This is a genomic window from Shewanella decolorationis S12 (assembly GCF_000485795.1).
Classification (GTDB): domain Bacteria; phylum Pseudomonadota; class Gammaproteobacteria; order Enterobacterales; family Shewanellaceae; genus Shewanella; species Shewanella decolorationis.
This window is the reverse complement of record NZ_AXZL01000046.1, coordinates 26,944-50,472: the sequence shown is the minus strand read 5'-3', so window position 1 is coordinate 50,472 and position 23,529 is coordinate 26,944. Positions and strand designations below refer to the sequence as shown.

19 protein-coding genes are annotated in these 23,529 nt (G+C 48.5%); 11 read left to right on the top strand and 8 right to left on the bottom strand.

Annotated features, from left to right (window positions below; all coding sequences use genetic code 11):
- Positions 1-158: 158 nt before the first annotated feature.
- On the top strand, positions 159-1,034 hold the full coding sequence (locus SHD_RS03340; protein ID WP_023265840.1) for a 1,4-dihydroxy-2-naphthoate polyprenyltransferase: 876 nt from the start codon (positions 159-161) through the stop codon (positions 1,032-1,034).
- A 154-nt stretch (positions 1,035-1,188) separates the two neighbouring features.
- Here the strand turns inward: SHD_RS03340 and SHD_RS03335 are convergent, their stop codons facing one another.
- Together SHD_RS03335 and SHD_RS03330 are read right to left on the bottom strand one after the other, a co-directional pair.
- Positions 1,189-1,998, bottom strand: coding sequence for a DODA-type extradiol aromatic ring-opening family dioxygenase (locus SHD_RS03335; RefSeq protein ID WP_039977372.1), 810 nt, complete (start codon positions 1,996-1,998; stop codon positions 1,189-1,191).
- Between the two features lie 71 nt (positions 1,999-2,069).
- A complete protein-coding gene (locus SHD_RS03330) occupies positions 2,070-2,549 on the bottom strand; it encodes a DoxX family protein (protein WP_039977371.1) in 480 nt (159 codons plus the stop codon).
- A gap of 199 nt (positions 2,550-2,748) precedes the next feature.
- Between SHD_RS03330 and SHD_RS03325 the strand changes: the two genes are divergently transcribed.
- Entirely contained in the window at positions 2,749-3,642 is an 894-nt protein-coding gene (locus SHD_RS03325; protein ID WP_023265837.1) for a LysR family transcriptional regulator, read from the top strand.
- Between the two features lie 136 nt (positions 3,643-3,778).
- On the opposite strand, the gene SHD_RS03320 is transcribed toward SHD_RS03325, so the two are convergent.
- From SHD_RS03320 to SHD_RS03295, 6 genes are all read right to left on the bottom strand, one after another.
- Positions 3,779-4,489: a hypothetical protein gene (locus SHD_RS03320; protein WP_023265836.1), complete on the bottom strand. Its 711-nt coding sequence runs from the start codon at positions 4,487-4,489 to the stop codon at positions 3,779-3,781.
- Between the two features lie 289 nt (positions 4,490-4,778).
- Positions 4,779-5,237, bottom strand: a complete 459-nt coding sequence (locus SHD_RS03315; protein ID WP_023265835.1) for a hypothetical protein — start codon at positions 5,235-5,237, stop codon at positions 4,779-4,781.
- A gap of 10 nt (positions 5,238-5,247) precedes the next feature.
- The gene (locus SHD_RS03310; RefSeq protein WP_039977368.1) at positions 5,248-7,377 is read right to left on the bottom strand and encodes a S8 family serine peptidase; all 2,130 of its coding nucleotides are present in this window, start codon (positions 7,375-7,377) and stop codon (positions 5,248-5,250) included.
- Between the two features lie 544 nt (positions 7,378-7,921).
- Positions 7,922-9,448, bottom strand: coding sequence for an NADP-dependent phosphogluconate dehydrogenase (gene gndA / locus SHD_RS03305; protein ID WP_023265833.1), 1,527 nt, complete (start codon positions 9,446-9,448; stop codon positions 7,922-7,924).
- Between the two features lie 227 nt (positions 9,449-9,675).
- Positions 9,676-9,990 carry a quaternary ammonium compound efflux SMR transporter SugE gene (gene sugE / locus SHD_RS03300; protein WP_023265832.1) on the bottom strand — a complete coding sequence of 105 codons (315 nt, stop codon included), beginning with the start codon at positions 9,988-9,990 and terminating at the stop codon, positions 9,676-9,678.
- Positions 9,991-10,315: 325 nt separating this feature from the next.
- Entirely contained in the window at positions 10,316-12,223 is a 1,908-nt protein-coding gene (locus tag SHD_RS03295) for a propionyl-CoA synthetase (protein WP_084294826.1), read from the bottom strand.
- Between the two features lie 206 nt (positions 12,224-12,429).
- On the opposite strand from SHD_RS03295, the gene SHD_RS03290 reads away from it, so the two are divergent.
- The 9 genes from SHD_RS03290 to SHD_RS03250 all read left to right on the top strand — a co-directional run bounded on the left by SHD_RS03290 (position 12,430) and on the right by SHD_RS03250 (position 23,241).
- Entirely contained in the window at positions 12,430-14,121 is a 1,692-nt protein-coding gene (locus SHD_RS03290) for a L,D-transpeptidase family protein (RefSeq protein ID WP_235056931.1), read from the top strand.
- 272 nt (positions 14,122-14,393) lie between these two features.
- Positions 14,394-14,798: a MerR family transcriptional regulator gene (locus tag SHD_RS03285; protein ID WP_011623082.1), complete on the top strand. Its 405-nt coding sequence runs from the start codon at positions 14,394-14,396 to the stop codon at positions 14,796-14,798.
- Positions 14,799-14,951: 153 nt separating this feature from the next.
- A complete protein-coding gene (locus SHD_RS03280) occupies positions 14,952-16,121 on the top strand; it encodes an isovaleryl-CoA dehydrogenase (RefSeq protein ID WP_011716702.1) in 1,170 nt (389 codons plus the stop codon).
- A gap of 100 nt (positions 16,122-16,221) precedes the next feature.
- Entirely contained in the window at positions 16,222-17,829 is a 1,608-nt protein-coding gene (locus tag SHD_RS03275) for a carboxyl transferase domain-containing protein (RefSeq protein WP_023265829.1), read from the top strand.
- A 48-nt stretch (positions 17,830-17,877) separates the two neighbouring features.
- Complete coding sequence (locus SHD_RS03270) at positions 17,878-18,723, top strand: enoyl-CoA hydratase-related protein (protein ID WP_023265828.1); 846 nt, start codon at positions 17,878-17,880, stop codon at positions 18,721-18,723.
- The gene (locus SHD_RS03265; RefSeq protein ID WP_023265827.1) at positions 18,723-20,762 is read left to right on the top strand and encodes an acetyl/propionyl/methylcrotonyl-CoA carboxylase subunit alpha; all 2,040 of its coding nucleotides are present in this window, start codon (positions 18,723-18,725) and stop codon (positions 20,760-20,762) included. Before SHD_RS03270 ends, SHD_RS03265 begins: the two co-directional genes overlap by 1 nt.
- Positions 20,763-21,695, top strand: coding sequence for a hydroxymethylglutaryl-CoA lyase (locus SHD_RS03260; protein WP_023265826.1), 933 nt, complete (start codon positions 20,763-20,765; stop codon positions 21,693-21,695).
- A gap of 74 nt (positions 21,696-21,769) precedes the next feature.
- Positions 21,770-22,474: a CoA transferase subunit A gene (locus SHD_RS03255; protein ID WP_011071999.1), complete on the top strand. Its 705-nt coding sequence runs from the start codon at positions 21,770-21,772 to the stop codon at positions 22,472-22,474.
- Between the two features lie 110 nt (positions 22,475-22,584).
- Entirely contained in the window at positions 22,585-23,241 is a 657-nt protein-coding gene (locus tag SHD_RS03250; protein ID WP_011623089.1) for a 3-oxoacid CoA-transferase subunit B, read from the top strand.
- Positions 23,242-23,529: the final 288 nt, after the last annotated feature.

Below are 23,529 nucleotides of genomic sequence, written 5' to 3'. Positions count from 1 at the left end.
CTTGGCGGCAAATCTTTCCCCTAAAAGCGAAACATCTGTGCGCCAATTCAAACTCTGTTACATGCGTGTATTAGATAGTACTCACTTTAAGGCAAATTCTTGTTATGCTATGGCGCTGTTCACTACCCAATTCTTTTTTCAGATAACGACTGGACATCATGAATCCTTGGATTTTAGCCATTAGACCCCGCACTTTACCCGCGGCAATCGGTCCCCTGTTAATCGGTAATATTCTGGCACTGCACCTTGAGCGTTTTAGCTGGCTAATTGCCGCCACCTCAATGTTATGCGCCATCCTATTGCAGATCGCCGTCAACCTCGCCAATGACTATTTTGATTTTAAAAATGGTATCGATACCGCCGAACGTATCGGGCCGGTACGCGTGACCCAAAGTGGTATGATCCCCCCCCATAAAGTCCGTAATGCCATGATCCTATGCTTAGTGCTGGCATTAACCGTGGGCTCATATTTGATTTGGCATGGCGGCTGGCCGATTGCGATTTTAGCGGCAGCGGCAATTTTAGGCGCCCTCGGCTACAGCGGCGGCCCTTATCCTTTGGCATCACACGGGCTAGGTGAAGTCGCCGCCTTTGTGTTTTTTGGCTTAGTCGCCGTGGTCGGCAGTTATTATTTGCAGGCGGGTGACACTAATTTGAATGCTTGGCTACTTGGCTGTGCAATTGGCTTATTTAACGCCGCCATTATGTTGGTCAACAACACCCGTGATATTCGTACCGACACCCAAGCAGGCAAACATACGCTCGCAGTTAGGATTGGCGAGGCGCAGGCCAAAGTCTTGTATCAAGCGTTAATTTACTTGCCCTTTGGGTTAGTGATAGCGGGATTCTTACTGGGCATTCTGCCGGGCTTACCAGTACTGCTCGCGGGCTTATCCCTGCTTATCGCTCGTAAACTTAGCAGCGATTTCTATGCAGTATCCGGTGAGGCGCTCAATCCACTATTGGGACGCACGGCAAAACTCACTATGATTTTCAGCACCCTATTCAGTGTGGGATTGGTGTTTACCGCCTAAACAGGATATCAAGGTTTCGGGATTGCCCCAGAGTTGAGTTAAAAACCAGCCCACAGGGCGGCTAGGTAAAAATAGACTAAGCTTAAAATACAAAAAGGTTCGTCACGATGCGTTTAATACGCAACATGACGAACCTTTTGCTTTTAGGGGCAAATTAAGACCAGAGATAACCCGATATTGCGGTGTTTAATAACACACCACTAAATTGATGCGTGGCTTTTGGCGTCTGCAAATGCGCCGCCCCAAAACACACATGTAAAGGGATTAAGTGTTCTTCCCTTGGGTGGCTAAAACGTGCCTCAGGCGCCGATTGCCAATCGATTAATTGTGCCTTGGCGTGGTTATCGCCTGATGTCACCACATTCGTTAACCAAGTATCAAACGCTTTGCTGCGAGGCAACACCTTAGGATCGCTGGAGAAAAACGCCCTCATATTGTGAAACGACATACCAGAACCCACAATCAATATTCCTTGGGTGCGTAATGATGCTAATGCTTCACCGATAGCGATATGGGTACTCGGGTCCAGGTGCTGCACTAAAGACATCTGCACCACAGGAATATTGGCCTCTGGATACATCAACTTAAGTGGTACAAAGGTGCCGTGATCGAAAGCACGCTGATTGTCTAGCCGTACCTCGATTCCACTTGCCTTAAGCAAATCGGCAATGGTTTCGGCAAGCTGCGGCTCACCAGGTGCAGGATAAGAAAGCGTATAGGCCTCAGGGGGAAAGCCATAATAATCGAACAGCATACCTGGATGGGGATGGCTCGACAGTGTCACCTGCGCCTCTTCCCAGTGGGCGGTAACTAATATAATTGCCTTGGGCGTGGGAATAGTCTCTGCCACCTTGGATAAATATGCCCTTAACTCCAGATGATTTGCATCATTGAGTAGCGGTAAAGGCCCGCCACCATGGGGAACAAATAACACTGGCATTAAAGCGGAATTCGCGTGCGTCATAATAAACTTCTCTTGATTAAACCGTTAGTTATCACTTGTAAATCAGATCTTGCCAGCCTTGTGGCTAAGAATTAGAAAGCCGCTTTCATGTCCACCAGCTGACGTTGAAAACGCACTAATCTATCAACGGTTTCATCGAGCTTGATGATTAAAAACAACAGTGCAGATAAAGACAGTGCGGGTAACGCGCTCAGGGTGGTTTCGTAATTAAAGTGGTAATAAATAGCCCCCATCATCACCGACAGTAATGCCGTCGCCGACAGAACTCGATATTCACGCCAGCCAATGCCAATGGCGCCCAGCACTTCAATCACACCGATAAAATAGCCAAAACCCGTGGGCAAATTCATCACGCTAAAGGGCACATGGAAAAACGGCACGCTGAGTAACTTGCCCATGCCCGAGAATAAAAACACTATGCTCATCGCCAGCGTCACCACCACCGCCGCACGATTTAAGGTATTGGCACAGATAAAGAGTTTTTGAGGGTCAGTCTCGGCCACGGTTTTATTTGCATTGCATTTAGCGAAACATAATTGATTTATCGACATAACTACCTCATTACTCATCTCTTTTAGCCCCAGTTCAGCATTAACCCTCGCTAAACGGCACCCTAAACGCAAAGTAGTGGACTCGCATTGAGCCCACTACTGCTATAGGACGGAATTATGAGCCGACAAAAAGTAAATAAATATGGAATAATATCTAACATCTCCTAAAATAATTCTTTATTTGTTTAAGAGCCTTGCCATGACCTTAGAACAACTGCTGATGTTCAATACCGTCGCCCTCGCGGGCTCGCTAAAAGCCGCCAGTGACAAACTTCATAAGACTCAGCCTGCGATCAGTCAGAGCATTAAACAGCTGGAATCCCAGTTAGATTTAGTGCTATTCGACCGCCAAGGGTATCGCTTAACGCTCACCCAAGAGGGACGAAAGCTGCTGCAATACGCCCAGCGTGTACTGAATGAAGCGCAGGAGATGCGACAAGTCGCGAAGCATTTAGCTAAAGGTAACGAGGCCAGTATCACCTTAGCCTTCGAAGCATCCTTTAATCTAACCCGGATCTTGCCGATACTGGAGCGCACACAAAATGAATTCCCTCACACTCAAATCATTCTTAAACAAGAATATTTAACCGGCGCGCTCGAAGCCTTAAATCAAGGCAAAGCCGATATTGCGATTTCAGCGGGCGGCATTGAGCCAATACGCTCAAGCCATTTTGAGCTGGCTTACTTATTTTCAGGCAGTCTATTGGATGTGGCCTCACCGCGCTTACTGAGTCGACACCCCACTCTGAGCCATGTGCGCGAATTGGTGAACGAGTACCAAATTGTGATCCAAGATACTGGCACTGGCACCGCCAATATTGAATTTGGGGTGCAAGCTGGACAGCGCCGTTGGTACGTTAATGATTTTTATACAAAGAGAATGCTCATTCAGAGCGGCATGGGCTGGGGAAAATTACCACATTATTTGGTGGAACAAGCCCTAGCGGATGGAAGCCTATTACCACTGGAACTGCGGGAAAGGCAAAACCTTATCCAACTCGATTACTATGTGATGCGCCCACCACACTCGCCATTAGGCCCAGTAGCGCAGGCACTGTGGGAAAACCTAGTCCAATTAGTTTCACTCCATTGAATAGTGCTAACAGCATAATTTCCAACGAACCAAACACTGCGACTATTTCAAGTTTAAGGGCAATCCTATTATCTGCGGCCGCAGTGACGCAACTTGTCCCCTGAGCCAGTCGTGCCTTCACGGCGAATAAAGTAACTCAGCGTTGATAATAAACAATTGACCAAAAATCAAACTGTTCGCCTTTGGCGGCGCACCAATCAGGAAACGGCTCAACCCCAAAAAGAGTGGAATACTCCTCCCAGCAATTGATCATCGACTGGTAATAATCATGCCGGTTTTGCAGCCTTGATTTACTCTCGTGCGTTTGTAATCGCACAATTAATGCTTGTGCTGACGCTAACGAATCTTTTGCCCGCGATATATCCCCCAGTAATACAGATTCAGATAGATGGTGAGTCTGAAAATCGACACTGTTTAAATGGGACAACGCGACTTGAGTGAGGCAAATTTCATCGGCCGGCTCGAGCGTCAGCGCCCTTTCATAGGAGGCGATATCCTCGCCAATGAAGCCTAACCATTTGTGGGGGATAGGATTATTGGGCTCATCTAACGTCCATTGGGTTAGCACGCCTTTAAGCAGCACGATAAGGGGATAAGCAAGTAACTGGTGTGTTTCACGGTGCCAAAAGCCTAAGGAGGATAGCTCCTCTGCGATATGCCTTTGCTCTGCCAAGGGCAGGGTCTTACAGTGCGACACGAATTTATTGACCGTCGCAATCGCTTGCTTCTTCAGTCCTTGCTCTTTTTGCAGGCAATATTCGCCAAAAAGTTCATACCCCTTCCAGGCCAAATACTGGGCCCCTATTGCCTTTAATCCTTCAAAGTTATCGCTATTCCAGTAGTTCATAGAGGTGTTTAAGTTAGTAGCTTGAGTTAAGTGTTTAAGTTAAGTGTTTGAGTTAGATGCTTGAGCTTCGTGGTCTTCACCAGCAAGGTATTTGCGGTCAGTAAAAATATAAGCCTTTACCGCAGATTGTAATCGCCAAGCCCATCTGGAACCAAATGATTTACCATTAAGCAGTTAACTATCTATGATTTTTATCTCAACTTCCCCGTTGTATAACCTCTATCGAGCATGTCACTACAATAATAAAGGGCCTTGCGGCCCTTTATTCAATGTTAGTGTAACAGCATGATTATTGGATTTCTTGCTTAGCGAGTGCACGGTCTAGCTTGGCACGATCCACTTCAGGCGAGGCTTTAACCGCTTGGATTAAACCGAGTAGATCTGTGCCCTCTTCGGCAGCCAGTAACAATAAGTTATTGTTATTTTGCCAATCTACTTTTAGGCCATGGGCCTTGGCAAAATCGTCAGCCGATACACCTGGCTTTAGCTTAACCACCAACTTACCCGTCATTTCGGCAAAGGGTTGACCCGATTGGGTGACCACTTTCTGCCCTTTGACCAACTGCTTAGCCTGTTTAATCCCTGTCTCAGTTTTAACAAAGTAAGGCGTATCCAAACCTAAAAACTCGGCACGGCTCATTCCTTTAGTCTCAGTTTGTGCTTCTAAAAAATCGACTTTGTCATGTGCCATCGCCTGCAGAGACAGTGAAAGTGCAACAGCCACTAATGATAAATTTAACGCTTTCATTGGTTACTCCTTAAGATGCAGACTTGGCGACATGGCCATGGAAACGGATAGACCAGCCTTTCAGCTTACCATCAGCTTCATTAGGAATTTCAATAGGTGCACGGCCTCTATCAATCTTGATGAAGGAGTAGCTGCCACTATTCACATCAATTAGTTTAATCGTCCATTCGCCTTTTGATGATTCACCATAGAAGGCATTCGATAACATGGGCGTTGCATCATAGCCAGAGACCAGGTCTTCAGGATCATCTTTATCCATGACACCTTGGTAAACTAAACCGTTATAAGGTGTCATCAACACACTCTTAGTACCCGAAGGTGAAATCAGCTCGACCGCTAAATCCGGTAGACGCAGGTGATCGGCAGTCAGTTCAATTTGCACGGCTTCAATCACTAAATCGTCAGCGACCGCTAGGGTATCACTCACGCCATTAACATCTGCATCGGGAATCGCTTTGTTTAGCGCAGCGCTTGCTTGCCATTCAGTTACAACATAGTCACCTAAGTCCTGCGCGTAGGATTTGGCCAATTTAACGGCTTCGGTAAGATTCACACGACCAAAACCATAGAGGTTATGGAATGAAAAGCCTGCCGCATTTTGCAACCAACCAGGGATAGCTGTGTATACTGGCGCACCGTCACCCTCACCAATAGTCACGGTTTTAGGCGCAATATCCGCATCCACTTTGGTAGCTGTCTTCGCCAAAATATAGCGAACATCACGCCAAGTCAGATCTGGATTCGCACTCATGATGACAGCAACTGCCCCCGAAGTGTTGGGTGCTGCAGAGGAGGTGCCGTTCATTGTCGATGTGTAATCACAGTTAGGGTTTAAAGGATTTGAACCGCCGTGGAATGGTGTGCTTGGTCTATCTTCTGCAATTGCAGAGCCCTTCTCACATCCCATAAAGTCGGTTGTCACAATCGCTGGATCGTCATCGCCATATTCACCACCGGGGGCTGTGACAAAAATATTCGAGCCCACAGATGAATAGCTAGAAAGTTCACCCTTAGCATTAATCGCACTGACCACTAAGTTATAGACGTTAGCATTGTCAGAGGACATGTTAGAATTATGGAAAGGTAAGCCATGGTTAGCAGGATTTTCTGCCGTTGCGGTGAAGTAATCTCCCGGAACCCAAAAAGTATTCCAACGGTAATATTTATAACCGTTACCCGCAGATTTAACGAAAACACTGCCTTTGCCATCGAAACTTTTTGTCGTAATGTCTTGATAAACTTCAGTCTCATCCTCATTAAACCCATGCGGGAATGGCACGCTGTAACCATAGCTTTGGTTAAAGACACGCGCACTATCGCTATAGGCACTGGCACCATGGGATTTAGCGAAGTTTTCAAATGTCTGAGTGCTTTTCACTTTACCTGTCGGGTCTTCATCTAAGAAATTAAAGCCGATTAATTTTGCCTTGGGTGCCACGCCACGCCCACCAATACCGTTCCAACCTTCCGCAGCAATAATCCCTCCAACAGCAGTACCATGGGCAGCATCAGCAGAACCGGAGAAAGGTGTAGGGTCAACCGTACCAGTAATTAAATTGTACGAACCACCATTTACAGTGTTATTTGTTAGATCTGGATGAGCAATCTCTAAGCCGCTATCGACCACTGCAACAATGACGCCTTGCCCCATAGCATTGTCTGAAATCGCACCGCTCACATTCATATCTTCACCGGCCACACCGCGATGAGCCGCAAAAGCATTCTGCCCGGTGTTTTTTAAATGCCATTGGTAGGTAAAGAGTGGATCGCCATGTTTAATATTGATTGTCAGATTAGCTTCAGCCTGTAACTGGCCGTCGGACACTTTGAACCGAACCACTTCAGTCCCTTCACTGGCATCGGATGCATAGGTAAATTCACCAGTGTTTTTATTCACTAACGTAAAAGTGCCTAGTTTAAGATCGGCAGGGTCTACTAAAGAATAAGTTAAACCACCTTCGGCATCAGTCGCCTCCAATTTTCCTGTAAACAGAATCGACTGTGACACATCAACAGTCATATCCGCCGTGGTCGGGGCGGTATTCACTTTAGGCACAGGTGCCGGAGTCTTCTTATCATCGCTCCCACAGCCAGCCAATAAGGCCGCCGTGATGCTTAATGCAACAATGGACATACGCATAGTAGACATTCCTTCTTGTCATTACTTTTTGCAACTTAATTTGGTGTAATAATGTTGATTAATCTTATTCCGCATTAAGTGCTGTTATTTTAGTTATACCCTATGATTTCTTGTAAAATACAAGCATCAAATGGGATGCAAAGATTTAACACAAAGGAAATAGTTATGAAAACAAATATAAACAGAATGGAAGATTGAATAATTTTATTAATTTATATAATCAGTAGAAAACGCTCAAGATAAACAAAATCAAGAATCAGAAAGACTTTATCGCAAAAATAAAATAAACAAATAAAAACAAAGCATTATGAATTTAATTGAAATCAAAAAATTACAGAACAACAAACCATTTAAATGACATATTATTTTACACTTTGTAACATAAAACTCTTTTACAATATTACAAGCTCAATAATACCCATTAAAAAGAATGGAATACTTTTTAAAAATTATATTTTTAACACATAACAATCACACATGATTTTTATTTAAACTCAATAAATTTAAAAGCCCCTATTTCTAGGGGCTATTCAAATTAATTTATCTAGATTTTAATGAGCGTCCTATTAGGCGCACTCCAATCTAAATGATATTTCTCGCCAGCGGGCTTATCTAAGCGCTCAAAGGTATGGGCACCGAAAAAGTCCCTTTGTCCTTGAAGCAAGTTTGCTGGCAGGGTCTCGCTGCGGTAACTGTCGTAATAGGCCAGTGCCGAACTAATACAAGGTACGGGGATCCCTTGCATCACAGCCGCCGCCACAGCACTGCGCCACTCGGTTTGTTTTTCCGACAAGGTAGTAGCAAAGGTGTCTGCCATCAATAAACAGCTTAAGTCCGCATCTGCTTGATAAGCTTGAGTGATTGATTGCAAGAAGGTGGCACGAATAATACAACCCGCACGCCAAATCTTAGCGATTTCAGCAAAATCAAGCTGCCATTTTTGCTCCTGCGCCGTCATCGCCATCAGTTGGAAACCCTGGGCGTAGCAACACACTTTCGCGCAATAGAGCGCACTCTCTAAGGCATCGATTAAAACGGCTTTTTGAGCATCATCCATCGCCACAGAGGCAGGACCTGAGAGCTTTTTACAGAGCTGAACACGGAGGGATTTTTGGGTGCTGACCGCGCGCGCATAAACCGCTTCGGCAATAGTGGGAGCCGGACAACCAATTTGCAAACTGCTTACCGCAGTCCATAGGCCTGTGCCCTTTTGCCCTGCTTTATCGAGGATCATCTCAACTAATGGCTGACCCGTTAGCGGATCCGCCTGTTTGAGCACCTCGGCGCTGATCCCCATCAGATAGCTGTTTAAACTGCCCTTATTCCAGCGTTCAAACACCTCACCCACTTGAGCTGCACTCATGCCTAAGCCATCGTGCATTAACTGATAGGCTTCGCAAATCAGCTGCATATCGGCGTATTCAATCCCGTTATGCACCATTTTCACATAATGTCCGGCGCCAGCAGGACCAATATAGGTCGTGCAAGGCTCACCTTCGGTCACGGGATTACCCGGCTCAAAACGCTCAATTGGCAGCCCTGTTTGAGGATCAACCTTAGCGGCAATGGCCTTCCAAATCGGCGCCACATGCTGCCAAGCCCCAAGATCGCCACTTGGCATTAATGATGGGCCAAAACGAGCACCCACTTCTCCGCCCGAAACCGCCGAGCTGAAGAAGATAAATTTCCCTTGGTAACGCTTTTCGCGCTCAACGGTATCCGTCCAAAGACTGTTGCCCGTATCGATAACAATATCGTCCGCTTCGATACCAGCAGAAATCAGGGCATGACATACCCCATCCACAGGCGCACCTGCGGGGACAGAGAGTACCAGAATACGAGGGTGAGCGAGGCTTGCTAACATTTCTGAAAGATTAGCACAGCCTGTAATACGCAGCTCCTGTCCTACACGTTCTTGTTTTTCTTGTTGTAAAACACCGTTGACTTTAACAGGATCAAGGTCGAAGGCACTGACGCGATATTGATTGTCGGCAATGTTTAGCGCAAGGTTTTTGCCCATCACGCCAAGGCCAATCACGCCAATGTCATTAAGATTGCTGTGGTTTTGCATTATATAATTCCCACGGGTCACAGAGGTTAGAAATAACCAATTTGGAGGTGTAATTATATCGGGCTTTGTAACTTAATTACCAGAGACAATAGACGATGCATACGATTGGCAATCTCGATTACAGCCTAAGATGTGTTGTTTTTTCAGGAGAATATTCCTAGATTTCATCAAACATCTTTACCAATCGTATACATCTGGGCAAGCGCTTCCTTAGGGAAGGGAATTAATTAGTGAGCGAGTTTTAAGCCGAGTACACCAAGCAAAATCAGGATTAAGCTGGCGATTTTCAGCAGACTCACGCCCTCGCCTAAGAGAATAATGCCCGCAATTGCCGTGCCCATGGCACCTATGCCGACCCAAACCCCATACGCCGTGCCTATCGGTAGCTGTTTAACCGCCAGCCCCAATAGCAGCACACTCACGGTCATGGAGAGCACAGTAAACACACTCGGCCAGAAACGACTAAAACCGTCGGTGTATTTAAGCCCGATAGCCCAACCAATTTCAAATAGCCCAGCAAGAATTAATAGAAACCAGCTCATAGAGAACTCCCATACGGGGTCGTCCCCAAATTGATATCGGCGGATTTAGGGTCGTCCCTAAGCCGTTGCGAAATGTGTAATGTCGCTAACAATTGGAATCTAGATATAAAGCTTAAGATCCAATGCCTTAATCGTGCTTTGTAAAAGCTCGACGATTAAGTATGCGGGTTAGACTAACAAATAGTGACATCTAAGAGCAAGCCTTGGGCTCCAGCCCTTTCCGCAAAAATTAAAGCGATAGCCTGATGAGACTGCACTCATGAGACTATCGCTTTATCTTGGCAGTACGGCCCTTATTTTTGACCGCACACTACTGCCTTGTCACTTAGCCCACAAGGGCATCGGCATAGCCCATGCGGGTTAAGGTCGTGCGAACTAAATCGAGGGTTTGTGGATCTTCAATCGTCGCTGGCGCCGTATATTGCTGATTGTCGGCAATTTTACGCATAGTGCCGCGCAGGATTTTACCCGAGCGGGTTTTCGGCAGTTTTTGAATCGCGCTCACCAACCTAAAGGACGCGACAGGACCTATTTCTTGACGAACCAGCGCAATTAACTGCTTATGCAGTTCTTCATCCGTAATCACCACACCTTTTTTAAGCACCACTAACCCCAGTGGCACTTGGCCTTTGAGTTTGTCATCGACACCAATCACGGCCGCTTCGGCCACATCGGGATGCTGACAGAGTACCTCTTCAAACCGCCCAGTGGAGAGTCGATGGCCGGCTACGTTAATAATGTCATCGATACGGCTCATGATATAGAGATAGCCATCTTCATCCATGTAACCCGCATCCCCCGTAAGGTAATAGCCTGGATACATAGATAAGTAACTGTCTTGATAGCGTTTATTATTTTGCCAGAGAGTGGTGAGTGTGCCCGGTGGCAGCGGCAATTTGATCACCACGTTACCTGAGACATTCGCCGCCACTTTGGCGCCCAGTTCATCGACCACATCGACCTCATATCCAGGGACGGGTCGACCGGGCGATCCCGCTTTAACCGCAATCGGTGCTACGCCCATCAGGTTTGCCGCCACAGGCCAGCCCGTTTCGGTTTGCCACCAATGGTCGATAACGGGTTTATGCAGTTTGGCTTCAGCCCAATGCAAGGTATCGGGATCGCAACGCTCCCCTGCTAAAAAGACATTCTTCAGGCAGTTTAAATCAACACCTTGGATAAATTCGCCATCGGGATCCTCGCGCTTAATGGCGCGGATCGCCGTAGGCGCGGTGAAAAAGCTTTTAACTTGATACTTAGCAATCGTGCGCCAAAAAGCGCCTGGGTCTGGTGTGCCTACGGGTTTGCCTTCATATAACAGCGTCGTCGCCCCGACAAGCAGCGGACCATAGACAATATAGGAGTGTCCTACAACCCAGCCCACATCCGATGCCGCCCAAAACACATCCCCTTGGGCAATATCGTAAATATTGGCCATGGACCAAGCCAATGCCACCGCATGACCGCCATTGTCTCGCACCACTCCTTTAGGTTGACCTGTGGTACCTGAGGTATAAAGCACATACAAGGGATCGGTGGCTTTCACCGTCACACAATCGGCGCTGCCGCTAGTACATAAGTCGGTTTGCCAATCCTTATCTCGCCCCGCTTGCATTTGCGCCTCATATTGGGGGCGATTTAAAATCAAGCAGTGCTCGACTTTGTGCACCGCTTCATTTAATGCTTTGTCCAGTAGGGGTTTATAGGGCACCACGCCCGAAGGCTCAATCCCGCAGGAGGCCGACATTACCAACTTTGGCTTAGCATCATTGATACGGGTCGCCAGCTCATTAGCCGCAAAGCCGCCGAAGACCACCGAATGAATAGCACCAATGCGCGCGCAGGCAAGCATGGCATAGGCAGTCTCGGGCACCATGGGCATGTAGATGACAACACGGTCCCCCTTGGTCACGCCAACACTTTGCAAATAGCCAGCAAGCCTTGCCACTTGCGCCTGCAACTCTCGGTAAGTAATGCTGTATTCTGTTTCCGTCACAGGGCTCACGTAATGAATAGCAATTTGCTCACCACGCCCTGCCAACACGTGCCTGTCCACCGCGTTGTAGCAAGTATTTAACTCGCCATCGCTAAACCAGTGATAAAACGGTGCCTCGCTTTCATCTAATATTTGTTTGCTCGGCGTAACCCAATCTAAGGCCTTGGCGGCTTGTTGCCAAAATGCCTGTTTATTCGCAATAGATGTCCGATGTAATTGTTGTCCAACATCTGTCATAAGGCCTCCCATCATGACACTCACCCGTGTCACCACAGATGAAACTCTCCCCTTCCTTCCATCGAAGATTATGACCTGCCGCGCGCTATTCCCCCATTAGACTAAGGGATATAACCGCTAAAAATGTTAAACATGTTGGATTATTGTGCTTATCCCTTGCTGTACATAATAATTCCACATAATCTTATGTTTTAATGGAATTTTTCATGGAAAGAAAACGCATTATGATGCGCTTTAAACCCGCCTTACTCCTGGTCCTCAGTCTCGTTAGCGCGAACGGCATTGCGTCAACTCAGCAGCTAGAGACCTTACTCGAACCCTTATCTATTGGTGAACGAGCCAAGGTCGACAATACTCAGATTATTAGCGCCAAGCTACTGTCGCGGGTCTACCAAGTGCGTCAATATCAGCCGCTCTGGCAAGACAACGACTACGCTGGCACTATGCTCGATGTGATTAAAAGTGCCGATGATGAAGGGTTGTCGAAGGAAGATTATCACTACTCCAAGCTAGTCGAACTTTACCAACAGCTCAGTACCTCGAATTGGCAGGATGAATACCGCAGCAATGTATTTGAAGTGCTGCTAAGCGATGGGATCATCACCTACGCCATTCACTTGCTGAACGGCAAAGTGAATCCCAGCATGCTCGGCAAAACCTGGAATTATGATGAAAACCATCTGGATTTTGATACCACATTAAAACAGCTTGAAGCCCATATTAAAACGCGTACAGTTGCCGAGGCGATTAAGGGATTAGCGCCTAAGATTACTCCTTATCATCAGCTAAAACAGTATCTTGCCCAGTACAAAGACTTAGCGGCACGCTATCCCTTTAGCCCCATTCCCTATACGGAAGTCATCAAGCCCGGCAGCACTTCCCCTTCGCTGCAAGACATTGCCACTCGGCTAACAGAGTTAGGTTACATAGCTGCAAGCGCGTCAGCGGACAATAGCGCCGCCGTGAACCAGCCCTTAACGTACGACAGCACGCTCGAAGCCGCGGTGCGTCAATTCCAAACCGACCATAGTCTCAAAGCCGATGGCGTGATTGGTGCGGGCACTATGGCGGCGCTGAATGTGCCCTACTCGCAACGAGTCGATCAGATCCGTATTAACCTCGAGCGAGCGCGCTGGTTATCGGCAAACTTGCCCGCCAATTATCTTATCGTCAACTTGGCAGGTTACGAGCTGTTACTCTTTAAAGACAACAACTTAAGCTGGCGAACCGACATTATCATCGGCAAAATTAACGCTAAAACGCCACTGTTTAAATCCAAGTTAAAATACGTGGTCGTTAACCCTACTTGGACAGTGCCCCGCAGCATCTCCACAGAAATCATCAATCACTTGCGTAAAGATCCCGATTATTTACAGAAGAAACACTTTAAAGTGGTCGAAGGCTCGGGCACGCCCGTGGATGCAAGCGGTATCGATTGGCACAGCATGACGCGCAAAAACTTCCCCTACTGGTTTGTGCAAGACCCGGGTGAAGATAACTCACTGGGGTTAGTTAAGTTTATCTTCCCTAACCAATACTCGATTTATCTGCATGATACGCCAGCTAAAAGTCTGTTTGAACAAACGGATAGAGCCTTTAGTCATGGCTGTATTCGAGTCAAAGATCCGCTCGTGCTGGCGGATAAATTGCTGAGTGCCAATGCCAATTGGTCAAGTAGCACACTCAGTAGCAAATTAAGTGAGGGAAAAACGGAAAACCTGTTCTTAGATGAACCCTTAGACATTTTGATCATGTATTGGACGGCAACGATCAAAAATGGAAAAATCAAGTTTTACAATGATGTATATAAACGCGATCTGGTACTTATCGAGGCATTAAACCGCCCAACCTATGAAGGTGTGTTAGCAGACGACGGCTTGCTCAACACCATGGAGTAAACGCCGATAATCGCGGCTTTTGATACAAGTTACTTGCTCAATCCACTGCGCTGCGTTACCCAATTGTAAGACGAGGACAACGCGGCATATCCCCGCTTCACTAGAACCTTTTACGCTCGCACTTACATCATTAATATCAATAGGTTGAACTCAAGCCGCTAGAGCGAGTGGCAACAAGAATTGACAAAAAAATCAGACTAACCACGCCACAATCTTTACCTTTACGTAAACTTCATATATCTTGCATAAAAATGATTAACTAAGGTGCCTGAATGAGCGCAACTAACACGCCACAAACGACTTATTCGATCAGTGATCTCTCAAAAGAGTTTGATATCACGACCCGAAGCATTCGTTTTTACGAAGACCAAGGCTTACTTAAGCCAAAACGTCGCGGTCAAACCCGCATTTACAGTCTCAAAGACAGGGTTCGACTCAAACTAATTCTGCGCGGCAAGCGCCTTGGGTTCTCCCTCGCGGAAACCCGCCGCCTGTTCGAACTTTACGATGCCGACAAGAGCAGCACCACCCAGCTCAATACCATGCTTGCCCTAGTCGAAGAGAAAAAATCCGCACTGCAGCAGCAAATGGACGACATTAAAGTGGTACTGATGGAGCTGAACTCGGCCGAGCAGCAATGCCGCCTCGCCCTAGAAGAAAGCAAGGCCAAGGCCTAATCCCTTCGAGGCTTGCGAGCATAGCATTAATCAAAACCTCAGTTGGTACGACCGCGTGACAGGGGTATATCACGCACTGTAAGACGGTTTTAAAGACTCAAGCACCTAATAATCATAAAAATATAAATTAGAACCTAAGATAGGACACAAGCAATGAACTCACTCTACACCAGTCTCAATTTTGGCCTAGGCGAAGAAGTCGATATGCTGCGCGATGCGGTGCAAGATTTCGCTAAACATGAAATCGCCCCTATTGCCGCCAAAGTCGACCACGACAACGCCTTCCCTAACGAAATTTGGCCCGTGCTCGGTGGAATGGGACTCTTAGGTGTCACTGTGCCTGAGGAATACGGCGGTGCAAATATGGGCTATCTTGCCCACGTGGTCGCCATGGAAGAGATTTCCCGCGCATCTGCTTCTATCGGGTTAAGCTACGGCGCCCACTCCAACCTGTGTGTAAACCAAATTAACCGTAACGGTAATGCTGAGCAAAAAGCCAAGTATTTACCAAAGCTGGTCAGCGGTGAACATATCGGTGCTCTGGCGATGAGTGAACCCAATGCAGGGTCAGATGTGGTTTCAATGAAGCTGCACGCCCGTAAAGAAGGCGACCGTTATATCCTCAATGGCAACAAGATGTGGATCACCAACGGTCCCGATGCCAATACCTATGTGATTTATGCCAAAACCGACTTAACCAAGGGCGCCCACGGCATCACGGCCTTTATCGTTGAGCGTGGTTTTAAAGGTTTCAGCCAAGCGCAAAAACTCGACAAATTAGGCATGCGCGGTTCAAACACCTGTGAACTGGTGTTTGAAGATGTCGAAGTGCCAGAGGAAAATATTCTTGGTGGCCTCAACAATGGCGTCAAAGTGCTGATGAGTGGCTTAGATTACGAACGCGTCGTGCTCTCAGGCGGCCCGCTTGGGATCATGAATGCCTGTATGGATATCGTCGTGCCTTATATCCACGAACGTGAGCAATTTGGTAAATCCATCGGTGAATTCCAATTAGTTCAAGGCAAATTAGCCGATATGTATACCGGCATGAACGCCGCTAAAGCCTATGTGTATAGCGTGGCGAAATCCTGCGATCGCGGTGAAACCACCCGTAAAGACGCCGCGGGCGCCATTCTTTACAGCGCGGAACTGGCGACCAAAATGGCACTGGATGCCATTCAATTGCTCGGCGGTAACGGTTACGTCAATGAATATGCGACTGGCCGCTTACTGCGCGATGCCAAACTCTATGAGATCGGTGCTGGCACCTCAGAAATTCGCCGTATGCTGATTGGCCGCGAGCTCTTTAACGAATCGAAATAAGCAGCCTAGGGCGAACGGCGCATGACGAGCTTTAGCCTTTCATGCTCCTCGCCCACCGAGCCAACTGATACTGAGTTACCGCTTTATAAGGACAATCAAAGTGACGCAATTAAGCAGTCGTATCAACGCCCGTAGCGATGAATTTAAAGCCAAATCCGATGATATGGCCGCCCTAGTGGCCGATCTTAAAACCAAACTCGCCAAAATTGAACTTGGCGGAGGCCCCGTTGCCCTAGAGCGCCATTTGGCCCGCGGCAAACTCCTTCCCCGTCAACGGGTTGAGAAACTCCTCGACGCAGGTTCGCCCTTTTTAGAGCTGTCACAGTTCGCGGCCTTCGACGTTTACGATGAAGAAGTACCCGCTGCAGGGATTATCGCCGGTATCGGCCGCGTTAGCGGCGTAGAGTGCATGATTATCGCCAACGATGCCACGGTCAAAGGCGGCACTTACTACCCTATCACGGTCAAAAAACACTTAAGGGCACAGGAGATTGCCAGCCGCTGCCATCTGCCCTGTATCTATCTAGTCGACTCGGGCGGCGCTAACTTGCCCCGTCAGGATGAAGTGTTCCCAGATCGCGACCATTTCGGCCGGATTTTCTACAACCAAGCACAAATGTCCGCCAAGGGTATTCCACAAATTGCGGTGGTGATGGGTCTGTGTACTGCGGGCGGCGCCTATGTGCCTGCCATGGCCGATGAATCTATTATCGTTAAAGAACAAGGCACTATCTTCTTAGCTGGGCCGCCGTTAGTTAAAGCCGCGACCGGTGAAGAAGTCAGCGCCGAAGAACTCGGCGGCGCTGACGTACACACTAAAATTTCAGGTGTGGCGGATCACTTAGCCCAAAACGATGAGCATGCCTTAGAGCTTGCCCGCCGCGCAGTGCTGCGTCTGAATCATCAAAAACAAATCAATAGTCTGCTGAGCCCTGTTAAGCCACCCAAATTTGATATCAACGAACTCTACGGCATCGTCGGCACCGACTTGAAAAAGCCCTTCGATGTCAAAGAAGTCATCGCCCGCATCGTCGACGACTCGGATTTCGATGAGTTTAAGGCCAACTATGGCGCGACTTTGGTCTGTGGTTTTGCCCGTATTCACGGCTATCCCGTGGGGATTGTCGCCAACAACGGCATTTTATTCTCAGAATCGGCGCAAAAAGGCGCGCACTTTATCGAGCTGTGCTGCCAGCGCAAGATCCCGCTGCTGTTCCTGCAAAACATCACTGGCTTTATGGTGGGTAAAAAGTACGAACACGAAGGTATTGCTAAACACGGTGCCAAAATGGTGACCGCAGTATCCTGTGCCAATGTACCAAAATTTACCGTGATTATAGGTGGCAGCTACGGCGCGGGTAACTACGGTATGTGTGGCCGCGCCTTCGAGCCGACCATGATGTGGATGTGGCCCAATGCGCGCATCTCTGTAATGGGTGGCGAGCAAGCCGCTGGCGTATTAGCCACAGTGCGCCGCGACGGTTTAGCCCGTAAAGGCGAAGCATGGTCAATTGAGGATGAAAAGGCCTTCAAGGCACCGATTATTGCCCAGTACGATAAAGAGGGTCATCCCTACCATGCCAGCGCCCGCCTATGGGATGACGGCATTATCGACCCAGCGCAAACCCGTGATGTGGTGGGCCTTGCCCTGTCAGCCGCATTAAATGCCCCTATCGAAGATACCCGCTTCGGTGTCTTCCGTATGTAACGCATCTTGCGATGCCTTACGTATCAATCATAGAGGGAATAACTAATAATGACTGACACACAACACCAGAACACTAGCACTCAATCCTTAGCTAATTTGCAGCACGTCAGCTATGCGCTGAATAACGGCGTAGGCGAGTTAATTCTTAACCGAGCCGAAGTGCACAATGCCTTCGATGAGGTGATGATCAGCGAGATGATCGCCGTCCTCGGTTATTTTGCCGAGCACAAAGACTGCAAACTGTTGGTATTAAAAGCCAATGGCAAAAACTTCAGCGCAGGCGCCGACTTAAACTGGATGCGCAAACAAGCCAAGATGGATTTTGAGCAAAATCTGAATGACGCCAAGGCGCTGGCTAAGCTGATGCAGGATTTAGATACCTTTCCAAAACCTACTATCGCCTTAGTCCAAGGTGCGGCCTTTGGCGGCGCGCTGGGGTTAATCTGCGCCAGTGATATTGCCATCGCCACCGAGCGCGCAAGCTTCTGCTTAAGCGAAGTCAAACTAGGGCTGATCCCCGCGGTAATTAGCCCCTACGTTGCCCGCGCCATGGGCAATCGCGCCTCACGCCGCTATATGCTGACCGCGGAGCGTTTTGATGCGCCAACGGCGCTCAAACTCAATGTTATCCATGAGATAAACGACGATCTTGAGGCCGCAGCCCAACCTATTATCACCGCGTTGCTCGCCAACAGTCCGCAGGGAATGGCGTGGGTGAAGACCCTACTCGCCCGCCTCGAAGACGGCGTGATAGACCAAGATACGATTGATTACACCAGCGAGCGCATCGCCCGCATTCGGGTATCTGATGAAGGCCAAGAAGGTTTAAACGCCTTTTTCGAAAAACGTCAGCCGAACTGGCACACGCCAACAGATACTCAAGGAGTTCTTTGATGTTGACTAACAGCATGTTCACTAAGCTTTTAATTGCTAACCGTGGTGAAATTGCCTGCCGCATTATCAAAACCGCGCAGGCCATGGGCGTTCGCACCGTAGCCTTATATTCCGATGCCGATAAAAACGCCCGCCATGTTGCCATGGCCGACGAATCGTTTTACTTAGGTGGTAGCGCCCCAGCAGATTCTTACCTCAAGGGCGACTTGATTATCGAGATTGCCAAAAAAGCTCAGGCACAAGCCATTCACCCAGGCTATGGTTTTTTATCGGAAAACGCCGACTTTGCCCGCAAGTGTGAGGCGGCCGGAATCGTGTTTGTTGGCCCAGGCAGCGATGCCATCGATGCCATGGGCAGCAAGAGCGCGGCCAAAGCCATTATGACGGCGGCCCAAGTGCCTTTAGTACCCGGTTACCATGGTGACGATCAAACCGATGCCACCCTCAAGGCCGAAGCCTTAAAAATCGGTTTCCCCATGCTGATTAAGGCCGCCTACGGTGGCGGTGGCAAAGGCATGCGTATCGTTGAGCACGAAGGCGAAATTATGGACGCCATCAACTCGGCGCGCCGTGAAGCGGCCTCCTCCTTCGGTAACGATAAGTTATTGATGGAGCGTTATTTACGCCAGCCTCGCCATGTCGAAGTGCAAGTGTTTGCCGATACCTTTGGCAATGCAATTTACCTATCGGATCGCGACTGCTCGATTCAGCGCCGCCACCAAAAAGTGGTCGAAGAAGCGCCTGCACCCGGTTTAAGCGATGAGCTGCGCGCCCAAATGGGTGAAGCCGCTGTCGCTGCCGCCAAGGCCATCGATTATGTCGGCGCGGGAACTGTTGAATTCCTGTTAGATACCGACAATAGCTTCTACTTTATGGAGATGAATACCCGTCTGCAGGTAGAGCATCCAGTGACCGAAATGGTGACGGGCCAAGACTTAGTCAAATGGCAGTTAATGGTCGCCAGTGGTCAACCTTTACCGCTCAAACAGGACGAAGTGCGTATCCATGGACACGCCTTTGAGGTACGTATTTACGCCGAAGATCCGCAAAATGAGTTTTTACCCGCCAGCGGTAAGCTCAACTTCCTGCGCGAGCCTGAGCAAAGCAAATATGTGCGTATCGATTCCGGCATCCGTGAAAACGATGTGATCAGTAACTTTTATGATCCAATGATCGCCAAACTGATTGTGTGGGATGAGTCGCGCCCACGTGCGCTGCAACGCCTAGTGCATGCCCTCGAGTCCTATCAAATCAGTGGGCTTAAACACAATATTGAATTTTTGGCCAATATTGCCGAACATCCCGCCTTCGCCAAGGCGGATTTTAGCACCGACTTTATCAATCGTTACGGCGATGCGCTGATTGGCAGTGCTTCGAGCGAAACCGATACGGCAATCGCCTTTGCCGCGCTGTATCAAGTACTTGCCCGTAAAGAAGCCGCCAAGGCTCAGGCGATTAATAGCGCCGATCCTTACTCACCTTGGGGCCAAGTCAGTGGCTTTAGACTCAACAGCGTTAGCCAGCATACAATTGCCCTGCTCGACGATGCCCACGAGTTACAACAATTGGTATTGTTAGACTTTGGCGATCACTACCTATTATCCCAACCCGCAGCAGATGGCCAAGTGAGCAAGTCCCTTAGTGGTGAGCTTAAGCAAGATCTACTGTTAGCCGAAATCAACGGCCATAAGAGTAAAGTGCCTGTCAGCGCTCAGGGCGATGATTTTACGCTGTTTTTACCCTCAGGCAGTTATCACTTCAGGGCGGTAAAAACCCAAGTGGTTGAGGCAGAATCGAGCAATGAAGATAAGCTCAAGGCCCCAATGAACGGCACTGTCGTGACCCACTTAGTGGAAGTCGGTGCTGAGGTGAAGGCAGGACAAGGGCTACTGGTGATGGAAGCGATGAAGATGGAATACACCATCGAAGCGCCCTTCGACGGTATTGTTACCGAGTTCTACTTCAAGGCGGGCGAGTTAGTGAGCGATGGCGCAGTGCTGCTCCATGTTGAGCCCAAAGCTCAGAGCGAGGAAGCCTAAATGTCTGCGCTGGATCTTACGAACTTAAGCGCCAGCTCGGATAGGGTTAGCCTATTCGAGATGGGGCCCCGTGATGGCTTGCAGAATGAGGCCGCCGTCCCAACACAGGCCAAAGTCGCCTTGATTGAATCCCTCGCCGATGCGGGTGTGAAGCGAATTGAAGCAGGCAGTTTTGTATCACCCAAATGGGTGCCACAAATGGCCGACAGCGGTGACGTATTGCGCCAAATTCGCCGTCAAGCGGGCGTGGTTTACAGCGCCCTCACCCCTAATGTCAAAGGCTTAGAACTGGCGCTGGATGCAAAAGCTTCCGAAGTCGCTATCTTTGGCGCGGCTTCACAAAGCTTTAGCCAACGCAATATCAACTGTTCGATTGAAGAGTCGATTGAACGCTTTATCCCGTTGATGGACATGGCAAAAGCCGCCAATATCCCCGTGCGTGGCTATGTGTCCTGCGTTTTAGGTTGCCCCTATGAAGGGGAAATCGCGGCGAACGAAGTGGCAAGAGTGTCTGAAATCCTTTACAAAATGGGCTGTTACGAAATTTCGCTCGGCGACACTATCGGTGTAGGCACGCCGTTAAAAGCCCGTAAAATGCTGCAAGCCGTGATGGAGCGAGTCCCGGTTGAAAAGCTTGCCCTGCACTTCCACGACACCTATGGCCAAGCATTAGCCAATATTACCGCCTGCCTCGACTTAGGTGTGCGCAGCTTTGACGCCTCAGTGGCGGGCCTAGGTGGTTGCCCGTATGCAAAAGGCGCATCGGGCAATCTAGCGAGTGAAGACTTGGTCTATATGCTCCACGGGCTCGGTTTGAAGACGGGTATAGATTTAGAAAAACTGGCTTTAGCGGGTTTTGGGATCAGCAAACAATTAAATCGTCTTAATGGCTCTAAAGTCGCCAATGCAATCTTGCAGGGCGCCAAAGCCTAGGTGCTAGGTGCTAGGTGCTAGGTGCTAGGTGCTAGAAATGATTGGACACGAATAACAATTTAAAGGACATCAAAATGGCAGGACTCAATAAAGTCGTCAGCAGCTATGAAGAAGCGTTAACAGGTTTATCCGATGATATGACCATTATGGTTGGCGGTTTTGGCCTGTGTGGTATTCCTGAAGGCTTAATCAATCAAATGGTTAAGATGGGCGTTAAAGGCTTAACCGCCATTTCGAATAATGCCGGTGTGGATGATTTCGGTCTGGGCTTATTGTTAAAACATCGCCAGATTTCGACCATGATCGCCTCCTACGTCGGTGAGAACGCCACCTTCGAACAGCAAATGCTCTCGGGCGAACTGAATGTGATTTTAACGCCGCAGGGCACGCTGGCGGAAAAAATCCGCGCCGGCGGTGCAGGCATTCCGGCATTTTTCACCGCCACAGGCTACGGCACCCCCGTGGCGGAAGGCAAAGAAACCCGCGAGATCAAAGGCCGTCACTATGTGTTAGAAGAATCTCTGACAGCCGATTTTGCCCTCGTTCGCGCTTGGAAGGCCGATACTATGGGTAACTTAGTGTTCCGCAAAACCGCCGCTAACTTTAACCCTATGATGGCGACTGCGGGCAAAATCACGGTAGTGGAAGCTGAGTTTATTGTGGAGCCGGGCGAGCTCGATCCTGATCATATCCATACTCCCGGCATTTATGTTGATCGCGTCATCCAAGGCAAGTTCGAGAAACGTATCGAGCAGCGCACGGTAAAAGCGGCGAAATAAGCAACGCTGAACGATTAACAACGCAAGCTAAAGCGACAGAGTCTAAGCCCTAAATAAAGACCGAAAAATTGAGGCCAATAGAGACTCTAGGTAAAGGAAGGATAAAGATCATGGCATTATCAAGAGAACAACTGGCACAGCGCGTTGCCAAAGAATTACAAGACGGCTACTACGTCAACCTCGGTATTGGCATTCCCACGCTCGTGGCCAATTACATTCCCGCTGGCATGGAAGTGATGCTGCAATCGGAAAACGGTCTGCTCGGCATGGGTGAATTTCCGACGGAAGAAACTATCGATCCGGATTTAATTAACGCCGGTAAACAAACCGTCACCGCGGTAAAAGGCGCCTCGTTTTTCTCCTCCGCCGAAAGCTTCGCGATGATCCGTGGCGGCCATGTGGACTTAACCGTACTCGGCGCCTTTGAGGTCGATGTGAATGGTTCCATTGCCTCATGGATGATCCCAGGCAAACTTATCAAAGGCATGGGCGGTGCAATGGATTTAGTGGCGGGTGCGGAAAATATTATCGTGACTATGATGCACGCCGATAAGTACGGCAACTCTAAGCTGTTACCCGTGTGCGAATTGCCCCTCACAGGTTACGGCTGTATCAAACGTGTTGTCACCGATTTAGCCTTTATCGAGATTAAAGATGGCGCCTTCCATCTGTTAGAGCGCGCCCCCGGTGTCAGCGTTGAAGAAATTGTTAGCAAAACCGCTGGCAAATTAATCGTGCCAGACCATGTACCAGAGATGGTGTTTTAAGCGTTCTATAACGTGTGCAAATAACCTATAGCAATAAGGCTTGAAACTTACGTTAAATTGAAGCTTTAGGCTAAAAGATGTTGAGCGTTAACCGATTTTTTTTAGTTTTAAAAGCCCAGAAGAGGATTCTGGGCTTTTTATTGCTTTGCTTAACCCATTGAAACTGACGAGTGCAACAGCACTTATGCTCTGGCGACACGCCGTAAACCCATCCTTGGGGGCTCAACGAAAAAGTCCCTTTTTTCGATGGTCGCCAACGCATCAGCGCTGTTTGCTGCAATGTTCTGC